General features: G+C 72.8%; 11 protein-coding genes and 2 pseudogenes. 7 read left to right on the top strand and 6 right to left on the bottom strand.

Translation table 11 applies throughout. The annotated features are described in order from the left end of the window. Positions 1-967, bottom strand: a pseudogene (locus ACI379_RS05760) (Fe-S cluster protein); the annotation flags it as partial. 130 nt (positions 968-1,097) lie between these two features. Between ACI379_RS05760 and ACI379_RS05755 the strand changes: the two are divergent. Together ACI379_RS05755 and ACI379_RS05750 are read left to right on the top strand one after the other, a co-directional pair. Further along, entirely contained in the window at positions 1,098-1,454 is a 357-nt protein-coding gene (locus tag ACI379_RS05755; RefSeq protein ID WP_439791120.1) for a hypothetical protein, read from the top strand. 117 nt (positions 1,455-1,571) lie between these two features. Continuing rightward, complete coding sequence (locus ACI379_RS05750) at positions 1,572-2,111, top strand: class F sortase (protein ID WP_439791119.1); 540 nt, start codon at positions 1,572-1,574, stop codon at positions 2,109-2,111. A 3-nt stretch (positions 2,112-2,114) separates the two neighbouring features. Here ACI379_RS05750 and ACI379_RS05745 read toward each other — a convergent pair whose 3' ends face one another. Beyond that, entirely contained in the window at positions 2,115-2,870 is a 756-nt protein-coding gene (locus ACI379_RS05745) for an IclR family transcriptional regulator (protein ID WP_439791118.1), read from the bottom strand. A 39-nt stretch (positions 2,871-2,909) separates the two neighbouring features. Between ACI379_RS05745 and ACI379_RS05740 the strand changes: the two genes are divergently transcribed. From ACI379_RS05740 to ACI379_RS05730, 3 genes are all read left to right on the top strand, one after another. After that, positions 2,910-4,703 carry a TNT domain-containing protein gene (locus ACI379_RS05740; protein WP_439791117.1) on the top strand — a complete coding sequence of 598 codons (1,794 nt, stop codon included), beginning with the start codon at positions 2,910-2,912 and terminating at the stop codon, positions 4,701-4,703. 84 nt (positions 4,704-4,787) lie between these two features. After that, positions 4,788-6,344: a histidine ammonia-lyase gene (gene hutH, locus ACI379_RS05735; RefSeq protein ID WP_439791115.1), complete on the top strand. Its 1,557-nt coding sequence runs from the start codon at positions 4,788-4,790 to the stop codon at positions 6,342-6,344. Positions 6,345-6,469: 125 nt separating this feature from the next. Continuing rightward, positions 6,470-8,674 (top strand): protein kinase domain-containing protein, encoded by a 2,205-nt coding sequence (locus tag ACI379_RS05730; RefSeq protein WP_439791113.1) that lies wholly within the window; start codon positions 6,470-6,472, stop codon positions 8,672-8,674. A gap of 77 nt (positions 8,675-8,751) precedes the next feature. Here ACI379_RS05730 and ACI379_RS05725 read toward each other — a convergent pair whose 3' ends face one another. From ACI379_RS05725 to ACI379_RS05710, 4 genes are all read right to left on the bottom strand, one after another. After that, positions 8,752-9,378 carry a TetR/AcrR family transcriptional regulator gene (locus ACI379_RS05725; protein WP_439791111.1) on the bottom strand — a complete coding sequence of 209 codons (627 nt, stop codon included), beginning with the start codon at positions 9,376-9,378 and terminating at the stop codon, positions 8,752-8,754. After that, a complete protein-coding gene (locus ACI379_RS05720) occupies positions 9,375-10,712 on the bottom strand; it encodes a methyltransferase family protein (protein ID WP_439791110.1) in 1,338 nt (445 codons plus the stop codon). The genes ACI379_RS05725 and ACI379_RS05720 overlap by 4 nt, the downstream gene beginning before the upstream one ends. Before the next feature lie 24 nt (positions 10,713-10,736). Next, entirely contained in the window at positions 10,737-11,606 is an 870-nt protein-coding gene (locus ACI379_RS05715) for a hypothetical protein (protein ID WP_439791109.1), read from the bottom strand. A 70-nt stretch (positions 11,607-11,676) separates the two neighbouring features. Continuing rightward, positions 11,677-12,405: an SDR family NAD(P)-dependent oxidoreductase gene (locus ACI379_RS05710; protein WP_439791108.1), complete on the bottom strand. Its 729-nt coding sequence runs from the start codon at positions 12,403-12,405 to the stop codon at positions 11,677-11,679. Between the two features lie 86 nt (positions 12,406-12,491). Between ACI379_RS05710 and ACI379_RS05705 the strand changes: the two genes are divergently transcribed. Further along, positions 12,492-13,112, top strand: coding sequence for a hypothetical protein (locus ACI379_RS05705; protein ID WP_439791107.1), 621 nt, complete (start codon positions 12,492-12,494; stop codon positions 13,110-13,112). An 85-nt stretch (positions 13,113-13,197) separates the two neighbouring features. Continuing rightward, positions 13,198-13,613: pseudogene (locus ACI379_RS05700) on the top strand (urocanate hydratase); the annotation flags it as partial.

Raw genomic sequence — 13,613 nt, 5'->3', positions numbered from 1 at the left:
CGGTGTTCCAGGCGGGGCACTGCGACTGGCAGCGGCCACACTCGGTGCAGGTGGTGAAGTCGAGGATGCCCTTCCAGGAGAAGTCCTCGATCTTGCCGACACCCAGGATCGAGTCCTCGTCGAGGTCGTCGACGTCGTCCAGCGTGATCGCCTTGCCGCCGGAGACCAGCGGCTTCATCGCGCCGAGCGCGGTGCTGCCGTCCTCCTCGCGCTTGAACCAGATGTTGAACCAGGCGGTGAAGCGGTGCCAGGCCACACCCATGGTGAGGTTGTTGGCGATCATCAGCAGCCAGACCATCGCGGAGACGATCTTGATCATCGCGATGACGTAGATGATGTTCTCGAGCGCGTGCGCGTCGTCGGTGGGCCACAGGGCGCCGAAGAACTGCGAGATCGGGAACTCCGCGCCCCGGGCGTGCTCGGACCCCTCGAGGGAGAGCAGGTTGTACTCGGCGCCGCGGATGAACAGGATCGCCGAGGACTCCAGCAGCACCATGAACTCGACGAAGTACGCCTGCCACATGGTCGAGCCGAAGAAGCGCGAGCCGCGTCCCTCCTTGGAGGGGCGGTTCTTCACGCGGTAGATGATCAGCGGGATGATCGCGAGCGTCCCGAGGAGGCCGAGGAACTCCGCGATCCACGTGTAGAGCGGCCAGTGGCCCACGATCGGCAGCACGAAGTGGGCGTCGAAGAGCTGGCCGTACGCGCCCGCGACCGCGGTCGACAGCACGAGGAACGCGGCGAACGCGAACCAGTGCAGGATGCCGACCCAGGTCCACTGCAGCATGCGCGTGTGGAGGACCGTCTCCTTGAGCATGGTCAGCGTGCGCCTGCCGGGCGAACCGGTGCGACCGATGGCGGGCTGACCGAGCCGGATGACTCCGAGCATCTTCTTGACGGCTACCGCGGTGAAGGCGATGGCCACCACGGAGATGGCTAGAGAGACGACGATCGCAAAGATCTGCATGGGGTGGGCTGCTCCTCGTTCGGGCGTGACGCTCTGGGAAGCCTAATGGGCGCACGCTTCTCGGGGGTCGGGGTGAACCGTGAGATGGATCCTACCCATGAGTAACTTCGTCTCGGCCACACTGTCTCCCATGACGACCGCACCCGTACGCCCCCGCGCCCTCACCGCCCAGGCCGCCGCGCTGGCCGTGTCGTTGATGGACGCGGCCGGCGCCGACGGCACGCTGCCCGCCTCGGAGGTCAAGGTCGGTACGCCGCTGGAGGCGCCCGGCGACGGTGCGGGCACCCACCTGTTCCCCTTTGGCACCTCCGGGGCCGCCGACGCCACCCCGTACCTCCTGGTGCACGTCCTCCCGGTCAGCTGCCACGCCGTGCGCGCCGGGCAGGACGAGCCGGGCGCCGGCGCGTGGCGGGTCGAGCTCGACCAGCCGATCTCCGCGTACGTCGCGTCGGGGGCACTGCGGCTCTTCGAGGTCACCGACGCCTGAGGCGTACGCCCGGGTGTGGTCTGGACCGTGTTCCCCTCCCGGGGCGGCCGACCTACGGTGGATCGTCCGCGCGGGGGTGCGGAGCCACTCGGGTGGCAGCCACAGGGGAGGTTTCGCATGCGTGCAGGGCTTGCCGCGACGACGTCGTCGGCGCTGCTGGTGATCGGTCTGCTGGGCGTACCGGCGGCCACCGCGACCGCGGACGGACCCGCTCTCGAGCGGTCGGGCGCTGCTGCTGCCGGCCAGCGGGTCCGGATCGCGCGGATCTCCGTCGACGCCCCCGTCAAGGCGGTCGGCCTGCGCGACGACGGCAGCCTCGCGGTCGGCGGCAGCGCCACCACCGTGTACCGCTGGAAGGACGGCGTCGTCCCCGGCCAGCGCGGCAGTGCCGTGCTCGCCGGTCACACCTGGGAGGCGGGCGACGGGGTCTTCGACCACCTCTCCTCGCTCCGGCGGGGCAACGTCGTCAGGGTCGGCAAGCACCGGTTCAAGGTGACCCGCAAGCAGCGGGTGCGCAGCCTGTCCGACGAGCAGATCGCCGCGCTGTACGCCGACACGGGCCGGCCGCGGATCGTCCTCATCACCTGCGGGGACCGCGACGACGCGGGCACGTACCACTCGCGGATCCTGGTCCGCGCCCGCAAGATCAGGGGCTGAGGCTCAGCGTCCCTGGATCCGCCGGCCCAGCTGCTCGGCGGTCCGGGCCACCGCGGCGGCCAGGGCGGACACCTCGTCGGCGGGGACGTCGTCGGGGAACGTCACCGCCAGCCCGGCGAGGGGGTGGTCGTTGTGGTCGAGCACCGGCGCCGCGACGCTGGCCAGCCCCGGCGTCACCTCGCCCCGCTCCACAGCGTACCCGCGCTGGCGCGTCTCCTGCAGCAGCGTCCGCAGGGTCGTCAGCGACGACGGTCCGACCCCGTGGCGGTCCACGAACGCGTCCCGGTCGGGGTACAGCGCCCGGACCTGCGCCGCCGGCAGCGCGGACAGGATGGCGCGACCGCTGGCGGTGAGGTGGGCGGGCAGGCGTACGCCCACGTCGGTGACCAGCGGCGGGCGGCCCGGCGCCCGCTCCTCGATGACGTACAGCACGTCGCGGCCGTGGAGCACCGCGAGGTGGGCGCCGTACCGGGTCTGGTCGACCAGCGCGGCCAGGGGCCGCCGGGCGATCCGCTGCAGCGGCGCCTGCCGGCTGAACCCGGACCCGACCTCGAACGCGGCGACGCCGAGGCCGTACCGGTGCTCGTCGGGCAGGTGGACGACGAAGCCCTCGTCGATCATCGCGTTGAGCAGGTGGTACGCCGTCGAGCGTGGCAGGTCGCAGGCGCGCACGATCCGCTCCAGGGGCACCGGGTCCGCCTGGGCGGCCAGGAAGCGCAGCACCCGCAGCGTGCGGGTGGCGGCGGGGACCTGGCTCATGGGCCGCAGTCTGGCACTGGTCGCTGGTTTCGTGGGCGGGTGACTGGGAACATCGCCCGCATGCAGACGTGGGACCGGGGGAGCACACGCACGTACGCGACGGGGAACGGGTACGGCGTTCCGGCCGACGAGCTGCTGGCACGTGTACGGACCGACGGCGTGCCGGCGCTGGTCGCCCTGCCCGAGATCGAGCGCGAGGCGGTCGAGAAGGTCTGGGTGACCGCGCGGGTCGGGGCGCAGACCGTCGAGGTGCGGGCGGTCCGGCCGCCCGGTCCCGGCACGGCCGGCGAGGTCCACTTCACCGGGCAGGACGGTCGGACGGGCACGGCGACCTTCGAGGAGGTCAGCTCGGTGACCGAGCACGTGCTCGTCGCACTCGACGCCGCACGCCGTTCCGCGTCACCGTGGTCGCGGGCCGGCGGGCTCCCCTGGACGTCGCTCAACCGCACGCCGGACCCGCTTCCCGCACTCCTGGACGGCCCCGGGGTGCGGACCGTGCGGACGACCGCGACCTGGTCCGGGGGCACCGTCGACGTCACCCGCTGCGAGGACGCCGCCTCGGTGACCGTCGTGACCGGCGACGCCGGGCTCGCCAAGCGTGGGCGGATGGGCGGCGACCCGCGCGACGGCTTCTTCGCGGTGGTCGCCCTCGACGAGCTCGCCGACGTCGTGGAGACGGTCTCCGTCGTCCTGGGAACTCCCGCCGACGAGCGCGTGCGCGCTGCCCGGCTCCGCCTCGACGCCGCGAAGGCCGCCGACCCGACGATCACCGGGTTCGTCGAGGTCGTCGACAGCCTCGAGAAGGCGCACGACGGCCCGTGGGTGGTCCTCCTCGACGTCGAGCGGTGCGTCGTGGGCGCCACGGCGCGCGGGGGCGCGTTCCGGCCGTACGAGGAGGTGGCGACCCCCGAGGAGGCCGTCGACCTGGCGGTCCGGCTGGCCGCGACCCCGCTCGGCGGCCTGCGGGCGCGGGAGGTCACGCCGCAGGAGGATGCTGACGGCAGCGCGACGGGCAGCCGGATCGTCGCCGGGGTCCGCGCCCGTGGGGGAGGGCTGGCTCCCGCGACGGTGCGGGCCGGCGACCTCCTCGACCTGCTCGGCGAGGAGACCTCGCACCACCTGTACGCGGCCGGCACGAGGATGCAGTTCCGCTCCCAGCCGCCGACCGACGTCGCCGCCCCGTACCGGGTGCTGCGGGTGGTGGGGCCGCTGCCGGAGACGGTGCACGACGGGGTCGCGGCGCCGTGGTTCGGCCAGCCCGGAGGCGGGGCGGTGGTGGTCCTGGACCGGCCGGTGCGCTGGTACGTCGACGCCGGGCTGCTGGAGGTCGTGCCGGGGCCGCCGCCGAGTGGGGCGGCCCTCAGCGCCATGCACCTGGTGCGCGGCCTGCTCAGGTTCCCCGGCCACCGCGGGGTCACCTACCGCGGCATGCCCGACGATGCCGGGTTCACCCGTGAGGGGCAGATCGTCACCGCGCAGGGTCTGTTGCCGACCTCGCGCGACCCCCGGGTGGCGACGGAGAACTTCACCTCGAAGGGGCTGTACGTCGTGGTCGGCCGCAGCGGCCGGGCCATCGAGGAGGTCTCGGTGGCCGCGCACGAGCGGGAGGTCGTCTTCCTGCCGGGCACGGTGTTCCGGATCGCCAAGGTGGCCCGCATCGACCGGCTGCCGGTGGCGATCATCGAGGACCTGCGGCCCGACGGGACGGCGTACGAACCACTCGGCTCGTACGAGGAGGTCGCGGCGCACGCGGTGCGCGCGGTCGACGCGGCGCGGCAGCGGCAGCCGCTCAGCGTCACGCAGCCCGGCAAGTACTGCGGCGACGTGGGCTGAGCCCCGCTCGGCCGGTCTCGGATCCGAGACGATTGCGGGCCCCGGTGGTCGTGGACCACCGCCGGGGCGCGCGAGGCTGGACCCATGCATGCGATCACCGTCGGCACCGGCCCTGTCAGCTTCGACGACCTCGTCGCCGTCACCCGGCACGGCGCCGCCGTCACCCTGGGCGAGGACGCCCTCGCCGCGATCGACCGGGCGCGCGCCGTCATCGACGACCTCGCTGCCGCCGAGACCCCCTCGTACGGCGTCTCCACCGGGTTCGGGGCGCTGGCCACCCGCCACATCCCCGTCGAGATGCGCGCGCAGCTGCAGCGCTCGCTGGTGCGCTCGCACGCCGCCGGCTCCGGGCCGGAGGTGGAGCGCGAGGTCGTGCGCGGGCTGATGCTGCTGCGCCTGTCGACGCTGGCCACCGGCCACACCGGCGTACGCCGCCAGACCGCGCAGCTGATGGCCGACATGCTCACCCACGGCATCACGCCCGTGGTGCGCGAGTACGGCTCGCTGGGCTGCTCCGGCGACCTCGCCCCGCTGTCGCACTGCGCGCTCGCGCTGATGGGGGAGGGAGAGGTACGCGACGCCTCCGGCGCGCTGCTGCCCGCCGCCGAGGCGCTCGCCGCCGCCGGCCTCGAGCCGGTCGAGCTGGCCGCCAAGGAGGGGCTCGCGCTCATCAACGGCACCGACGGCATGCTCGGCATGCTGGTCATGGCGATCACCGACCTGCGGATGCTGCTGCGTACGGCCGACGTCGCCGCCGCGATGAGCGTCGAGGGCCAGCTCGGCACCGACCGGGTCTTCGCCCCCGAGCTGCAGGCGATCCGCCCGCACCCCGGCCAGGCGGCCTCGGCGGCCAACCTGGTCGCGGTCATGGCCGACTCCGGGATCGTCGCCTCGCACAGAACCGGTGACTGCAACAGGGTCCAGGACGCGTACTCGTTGCGCTGCTCGCCGCAGGTCCACGGCGCCGCGCGCGACACCGTCGACCACGCCGCGCTGGTCGCCGGGCGCGAGCTCGCCTCGGCCGTGGACAACCCGGTGGTCCTGGTCTCGACGGGCTCGACCAGCGGCAGGGTCGAGTCGAACGGCAACTTCCACGGTGCCCCGGTGGCGTACGTGCTCGACTTCCTCGCCATCGTCGCCGCCGACGTGGCCTCGATCAGCGAGCGGCGTACGGACCGGTTCCTCGACAAGGCCCGCAACCACGGTCTGCCCCCGTTCCTGGCCGACGACCCGGGCGTGGACTCGGGGCACATGATCGCGCAGTACACGCAGGCCGCCATCGTCTCCGAGCTCAAGCGGCTCGCGGCGCCGGCCAGCGTCGACTCGATCCCCTCCAGCGCCATGCAGGAGGACCACGTGTCGATGGGCTGGAGTGCGGCGCGCAAGCTGCGCCGCAGCGTCGACGGCCTGACCCGGGTGGTCGCGATCGAGGTGCTGACCGCCGCACGTGCCCTCCAGCTGCGGGCCCCGCTCGAGCCGTCGCCCGCCTCCGCGTCCGTGGTCGCGCTGCTCGCCGAGCACGACGCGGGCGTGCCCGGTCCGGACCGTTACCTGTCGCCGGAGATCGAGACGGCCGTGGAGCTCGTGCGCAGCGGCGCTGTGCTGGCGGCGGTGGAGGGCGTCGTCGGCCCGCTGGCCTGACCCGGTGCGCGTCCCCCCGACGTACGAAGTACCTCGGGAGGTTTGCGGGCGCTGCCCCGTGGGCACGACACAGGGCGAGGCGGGACACGTTCGTTGGTTCCCGCGCGCAGCGAAGTGAGGTCAGCATGAATCCCGCCCCCCGTGAAGGCGACGCGTTCGGTCGCTACCACGTCGAGCAGCAGCTGGGCGCCGGTGGCATGGGTGTCGTGCACCTGGCCCTCGACACCAAGCTGCAGCGGCGGGTCGCGCTCAAGGTCGTGTCGGGGCAGCTGGCGGACGACAACGACTTCCTCACCCGCTTCCACCGCGAGGCCGAGATCCTCACCCAGCTCGACTCGCCGCACGTCATCACGATCTTCGAGCACGGCGAGATCAGCGGCGTCGCCTACCTCGCGATGCAGTACGTCGCCGGCGGCGACCTCGGTTCCCTGCTCCGCGCGCGCGGTCCGCTCCCGGCGCAGCTCGCGGCCGCCATCTGCGCCCAGGTGGCAGCAGCGCTGGAGGACGCGCACAGGGCGGGCATCATCCACCGCGACGTCAAGCCGGCCAACGTGCTGCTGCGCGACCCGGACGCCACCGAGCCGTTCGCGTACCTGAGCGACTTCGGCATCGCGAAGTCCAACCGCCCCGACGCGGCGGGTGACGGGCTGACCCAGCTCGGCAACGTCGCGGGCAGCTGGGCGTACCTCGCCCCGGAGCGCACCCGCGGCGAGCCCGCGAGCCGGGCCAGCGACATCTACGCGCTCGGCTGCCTCTTCTACGCCTGCCTCACCGGCCACGCGCCGTACGTCGGCAGCGACGTGGAGATCGCGCTGGCCCACGTCAACGAGCCGGTGCCGCACCTGGCCGGTGGCGACCCGCTGTCGAACCGCATCAACGACGTGCTGTCGAAGGCACTGGCGAAGGAGCCCACGGCGCGCCACGCGTCCGCCGAGGAGCTGCGCCAGGACCTGCTCTCGATCGCCGCCCTCGTCGGCAAGGACCCGGTCATCGTGGTCCCCGCCGACGACCACACGCAGGTGCGGGGCCCGCAGGCCATGGGGGTGGCTGCGGGCTCCCCACCGCCGGAGGCTGGTGCCGTGGCGCCTGCTCCGGCGACTCCCGCCCCGTCGGCCCCGGCGAGGAAGAACCGGCTGGGACTGGTGCTCGGCGGGGCCGCAGCGGCGCTCGTGCTCGTCGCCGGCGGCACGTGGCTGGCGCTCACCCTGGGCGACGACAAGGCCGAGGCGGACAAGGACACCGTGGGTGCTCTCAGCGGTCTGGAGCCCGTGAAGGACCCGGTGCGCGGCGACTGGAACAACGACGGACACGGGGACGTGCGCCTGACCGGGTTCTTCTTCGGCGACGGCATCGAGCTGCTGCCCCAGCAGTCCTTCACGGCCAACTCCGACGCCACCGCGTTCGAGGGCCCCGTCGAGGACCTGGGCCTCATCGGCGACGCGTACGCGGGGGACGTTGACGGCGACGGGCGCCTCGACCTCGTCGAGCTCAAGGAGAGCGAGGACGAGAAGACGCAGCACGTCACCATCTACCCGGGCGGCGAGGACGCGCTCGGCGACCCGGTGAAGCAGACGCTGCGCTGGAACACCGACACCACCACCGAGGCGACCCCCGGGATGGGTGACTTCGACGGCGACGGCCGTGACGACCTGCTGCTGCCGGGGCACCGGGGTGACAACTACATGGTCCTCGCCGTGGCCCTGAGCAACGGCAAGGGGTTCGACGCGCCCCAGGAGTTCGGCTACCGGGCCGGCAACCGCGACAACACCTCGGACCGTCTCGGCATCGGCGACTTCAACGGCGACGGCAAGGCCGACGTGTTCAGCATGGCCGACAACCGCAACAAGGGGATGCGGTTCCGGGTGCTCCTCTCAGACGGCGAGAAGTTCACCGGCACCCGGGTGCAGCGCATCGAGGACGGCACCCTGAGCACGTACTTCTCCAGCGTGGTCGCGGCCGACGTCGACGGCGACGGCGCCACCGAGCTGGTCAGCGTCCAGTACATGAAGATGGACGGCGACGAGGCGGGCCACGGCATCAAGGTGACCGAGTGGACCAACGGGGCCTTCGGCACCCCGCAGGTCTGGCAGGAGCCGACCCGCGCCATCGAGGGCGTCGAGGGACCCAACGTGACGGTGGTCGACGTCGACGGCGACGGGCTCGAGGACCTGGTGCAGGTCACCGGCGAGGACAAGGAGGCCGGCACGTACGAGCTCCTCTGGCACCGCTCCACCGGCACTGCCTTCGAGGACCCGGTCGTGCTCGCCACGCCGCCGTGTCTGCAGGAGGGCTGCACCGAGGCCCTGATGCCGGTGAGCCGCATCCCCTGAGCCCTGTGCGGTGGATCTGAGTCACTTGGTGGCGCGGATGCACCGCAGACCGAGGGTCGCGCGCACGCGGTTGAGGTTCAGCCGGCGGAGCTGCCGAAGATCCGCCGCGCCAGGGCGGCGGGGACGAACCGCATGGTGCGGTCGAGCAGGGGCGGCAGGCCGCTGACGGCCTGGATCGGGTCGCCCAGTGGCCGCCCCGGGACGGACCCGATGGTCAGCATCCCGACGGTCGAGGCGGCGAGTGACCCGGCCAGGGAGTCGACGTCGACGACCCCGTCGAGCCCGCGGGCCGCGAGGATCCGTTCGATGCTCCGGGTGATGGCGGCGCGCCAGTGGCCCATGCTCTCCGAGAGCATCGCGGCCATCCGCTCGTCTGTGTGCGCGGCGGCGATGACGTGGCTGAGCAGGGAGGCGCTGCCGTCGACCTCGGCACGCTGCGCCAGGACGGCGCCGACGCGGTACAGCTCCTCGAAGGTCCGTACGTCCTCGAGGTCGGCCGTGTAGTGCGACAGCATCTCGAGCGTGGCCCGCTCGTACGCCTCGTGCAGCAGCCCGTCGACGCCGTTGAAGTGGTAGTAGACGAGCGCCTGGTTGACGCCGGCCTCGCCCGCGATGCCGCGGGCCGTGAGCCCCTTGGTGCCGTTGGTGGCGGTGAGTCGGACCACGGCGTCCATGAGCGCCGTACGCGTCTCCTCGCTGCTCATCGCGTTCCTCCGCTGCTCGTGGGGCTGCTGCTCATGGTGCTGCCGGTGGTGGTGCCGGCGTACGGACGCAGGTCGCGCGGCCCGAGGCCGCAGGCGTCCGCCACGAGTTGTAGCACCTGTCGCACCCCCGGCAACCGTACGCACCAGCCCAGCCACGCCCAGGGCACGGTCGTGTGCTCCAGCGCCCGGGCGAACGCCGCCACCCCGTCGTCGGTCCCGGCTCCCGCCGCTTCCGGCGCCTGCCAGCGCATCCGGGTGAGCGGGACCGGGGCGCCCTCGGCGGCCCGCCGCTCCAGCCCCGTGTGCCCCAGTCCGTCGAGCGCCACCCCGGTGGCGTCGCACAGGGTGCAGGTCTCGCTGACCCACAGCGTCGCGGGCGCGGTCGCGTACGGACGCCACCGCGGCCACCAGTTCCGCACGTGGCGGCGGTAGTCCGCGTACCCCGGCCAGCGCGCGGTCAGGGTCGCGTGCTCGTGCCGCTCGGCCAGGACGACGGAGAAGAGCACGGCGAAGGCGGCGGCCAGCCCCAGCCGCGGTGATCCGGCGGCGAGCGAGAGGACGAGCAGCAGCCCGCTCATCCCGAGCTGCATCGGGTTGGCCAGGTAGGCGTACGGACCGGTGGTGACGAGCCGCTCGGGCGGGTCCCACGGGTACGGCGTCCCGCCTGCCGCGGCGAGCTCGGCGACGGCCGCGAGCACGGGTACGCCGAGCAGGACCGTCACCGTCAGCAGCAGGGAGCGGACCGGGTACGAGTGGTCCACCACGTCGGCCCAGCCGACGCCGTCCAGACGCATCGTGACGGTCGGGACGAGCCACGTGAACAGGCCTGTGAACAGGGTCATTTGCAGCAGGACCCGCGCGATGAGGAAGCGGCGGGCAGTGGTGGCGTACCCCAGCAGGAGCGCGGGAGCGGCAGCGGTCACCAGCAGGAGCACCTCGCCGTACAGCCAACCGTCCTCGAGGCGTACGAGGGGCGTCAGCAGCGGCATCGTCGCGGCGTCGACCCACGCGATCCCGGCCAGCCACAGCCACCGGCTCCCGCCGGCCAGCACCGGCAGCGCGCCCCACAGCAACGCCCAGCCCCACGACACCTCCAGCGGCATGCCGGCGAACGAGGTCGGGGCGTCGGCGAACTCCCACCACGTCTGGACCTCCTCGACCGCGACCACCGCGAGCCAGGCCCACAGGGTGGCCAGCGATGCGGCGGGCACGTACCCGGCCAGCCCGGTGCGCAGGTGCCGTACGACGGCGGCGGCGCCGACCGCGAGCAGGGCCACGCCGAGTACCAGGTTGCGCTGGACGTCCGCGTCGAGGAGGGGTTCTGGGAGCGTCATCGTCGTGACCGTCGGTCGGGGCCGTCAGTCCAGGCCGGCGAGGAACGTGGCCGCGCCGGCCGACATGAAGAAGTCGGTGACCGGCGCGAAGTAGAAGGCGGGGTCGAGGTCGCGCTCGAAGGCCAGGCGGACCTCGGCCTCGCAACCCTCGCCGGTCTGCTGCCACGTCAGGGTGGCGTCGGTCAGGGACACCCAGCGGGTCGTACGGGCGCCGTCGTGCGTCACCTCGAACTCGATCCGTCCGGCGTCGGCGGCGGTCTCACGCGCCCTCACGCGGGTGTCGATGGAGCCGGCGGGCATGGTGAGCTCCCAGGTGTCCCCGACCTCCAGCCCGCTGCCGTCGGCGGCGGTGGGGACGGGGTACTGGGCCAGGCGCAGCACCACGCCGCGGTCGGCCTCGTCGAACGAGGGGCCACGGTCGAGGGCGTCGACGAACTGGCTGCACTCGGCGGCGACGACCCGCTGGGCGTCGACCTCCTGGTGGGGGTTGATCCGGGTGCCGGGCAGGGCACCCTCGCCGACCGCGAGCAGGACCAGGGCGCCCAGGGCGAACCGGCTGCTCATGCGCTGGGCGGCCCGGACCAGTCCCCACACCGTGAACGCGAGGCCGTACACGAGCGGGCTGACGATCGCCACGCACAGCGCTCCCTCGTGGAGGAACGCCGAGACGAGCAGCAGCACGACCGTGACGACCTGGAAGACGGTGCCGGCGGAGTTCTCGGTGGGCAGGAGCCCGATGGCCAGCGCCAGCAGGACCGGGACGCCGACGAAGAAGAGGGCGGTGTCGAGCCGGCCGATCGAGGCGGCCAGGACGGTGGCGAGGACGCCGACCGGGACGACCGCGCACAGCATCAGCCAGGTGCGGGTGCGGAAGCGGGGCTGGTTGGTCTCCATGGTTTGAGCATACGTTTTAAACGTATGCTCAAGTCAAGTGGTGACCCTGCCCAGCCCCGCGCCCGGCGCGTCAGAGGAGCGTGCCGCGGTCCACCAGAAGGCTCGTGGCCGTGATCGACGACGCCGCGTCAGAGGCCAGGAACATCACGGCCTCCGCGACGTCCAGCGGCGCGGCCATGCCGCCCATCACGCCCTGGCTGCGCGCGGCAACGTACGACCAGTCCAGTGCGGGGTCCATCGAGGCGGCGGCCCGGCCGATCAGGGGTGTGTCGATCCCGCCCGGGGCGACGCAGTTGACGCGGACCCCGTCCGCGGCCAGCTCGGCCGCGAGCGCCTTCATGCCGACGGCGACGCCGGCCTTCGACGCGCAGTAGGCGGTGTTGTACGCCTGTCCGGTCGAGGCTGAGATCGAGGAGATCGTGACGACGTTGCCGCGACTGGCGCGCAGGGCGGGCGCGAACGCCTTGACCAGCATGATCGGGGCGACCGTGTTGACGAGGAGCTGGCGCAGCAGTGACTCCTCCGTCAGCTCGTCGATGCTCGCGAACGACTGGATGCCGGCCACGTTGCACAGCACGTCCAGCCCGCCCAGCTCGCGGTCGACCGTCTCGACCAGCTCGGCGCGGGCGGCCGCGTCGGTGAGGTCGCCGACGACCAGGCCGTCGGACGGCGTGACGTCCGCGCCGACCACCCGTGCCCCCTCGGCCCGCAGCCGCTCGAGCAGGGCGGCGCCGACCCCGCTGGCGGCCCCGGTGACCACGATCCTCTTGCCGGCGAACCGGGCAGCTGCGTCTGACATCAAGGCCTCCTGGGTGGTGGGTTCGGATGAATGGTTAAGGCGATTCGCTTAAAGTGTCAAGGGTGAGTGCCCGGCATGATGACCCCATGAGGTTGACGACGGACGCCGCGACCGGGCTGCCCACCCCGTCTCTCTCGGAGGCCAAGGCAGCACTCCTGTGCGCCGCGGAGCGGTTGTACGTCGAGCAGGGGCCAGCCGTCTCCCTCAAGGACATCGCCCACGAAGCCGGGCAGCGGAACAACTCGGCCGTGAACTACCACTTCGGCTCCCGCGAGGGGGTCGAGGTCGCGGCGCTGCTGCACCGCGCCGGGGCGATGGAGCAGGTACGCGCCGCGCGCCTCGAGGGGCTGGGTCAGGACGCGACGCTGCGCGACCTGGTCCGGGTGCTCGTCGAACCCACGGTCCAGGTGCCCCGCGCCCAGGGGGCGACGCACTACTCGCGGTTCGTGGAGGTGATCCGGTTCCGGCCGTCCTTCGCCGAACGGTTCGACGACCCCTCGGTGTGGCCCGCCACGCGCCGGGTCACGGGGCGCATCGCCCGGCAGCTCGACCAGCTGGACGGGCCGGGAGCCCGGCGGCGCCTGCGCTCCATGAGCACGACCATCTTCGCCCTGGCCGCCGACCACGAGCACGACGAGCAGCAGGCCGGTCGTGCCCTGCCCTGCGACGAGCTGGTCGAGGTGGTCACGGGGTTGCTGCGCGGCTGAGCGGGGGCCGGCTGGTCTCGGATCCGAGACGCCACGCGCTGAACGGCACTGGCCGCCGGGTTGGGCGCGGCGCTTCCATGGATCCATGACGACCAACCCGCGCCTGCCGATCCACGCCGCCACCGGCACCGAGCTCACCGCCCGTTCGTGGCAGAGCGAGGCCGCGCTGCGGATGCTCATGAACAACCTCGACCCGGCCAACGCCGAGCGTCCCGAGGACCTGGTCGTGTACGGCGGCACCGGGAAGGCGGCGCGCAGCTGGGAGGCGTACGACGCCCTGGTCCGTACGCTCCGCACGCTCGGCGACGACGAGACGATGCTCGTGCAGTCGGGCAAGCCGGTGGGGGTCATGCGGACCCACGAGTGGGCGCCGCGGGTGCTGATCGCCAACTCCAACCTGGTGGGCGACTGGGCCAACTGGGAGGAGTTCCGCCGCCTGGAGGACCTCGGTCTGACGATGTACGGCCAGATGACGGCCGGGTCGTGGATCTACATCGGCAC

It is taken from the genome of Nocardioides sp., from assembly GCF_051876515.1.
Classification (GTDB): Bacteria; Actinomycetota; Actinomycetes; order Propionibacteriales; family Nocardioidaceae; genus Nocardioides.
This window is presented reverse-complemented; position numbering and strand designations above follow the sequence as displayed.

Coding starts and splice junctions, on each gene's coding strand:
- ACI379_RS05755 (WP_439791120.1), top strand. CDS start 1,098: ATGACGACCGCACCCGTACGCCCCCGCGCCCTCACCGCCCAGGCCGCC.
- ACI379_RS05750 (WP_439791119.1), top strand. CDS start 1,572: ATGCGTGCAGGGCTTGCCGCGACGACGTCGTCGGCGCTGCTGGTGATC.
- ACI379_RS05745 (WP_439791118.1), bottom strand. CDS start 2,870: ATGAGCCAGGTCCCCGCCGCCACCCGCACGCTGCGGGTGCTGCGCTTC.
- hutH (WP_439791115.1), top strand. CDS start 4,788: ATGCATGCGATCACCGTCGGCACCGGCCCTGTCAGCTTCGACGACCTC.
- ACI379_RS05730 (WP_439791113.1), top strand. CDS start 6,470: ATGAATCCCGCCCCCCGTGAAGGCGACGCGTTCGGTCGCTACCACGTC.
- ACI379_RS05725 (WP_439791111.1), bottom strand. CDS start 9,378: ATGAGCAGCGAGGAGACGCGTACGGCGCTCATGGACGCCGTGGTCCGA.
- ACI379_RS05720 (WP_439791110.1), bottom strand. CDS start 10,712: ATGACGCTCCCAGAACCCCTCCTCGACGCGGACGTCCAGCGCAACCTG.
- ACI379_RS05715 (WP_439791109.1), bottom strand. CDS start 11,606: ATGGAGACCAACCAGCCCCGCTTCCGCACCCGCACCTGGCTGATGCTG.
- ACI379_RS05710 (WP_439791108.1), bottom strand. CDS start 12,405: ATGTCAGACGCAGCTGCCCGGTTCGCCGGCAAGAGGATCGTGGTCACC.
- ACI379_RS05705 (WP_439791107.1), top strand. CDS start 12,492: ATGAGGTTGACGACGGACGCCGCGACCGGGCTGCCCACCCCGTCTCTC.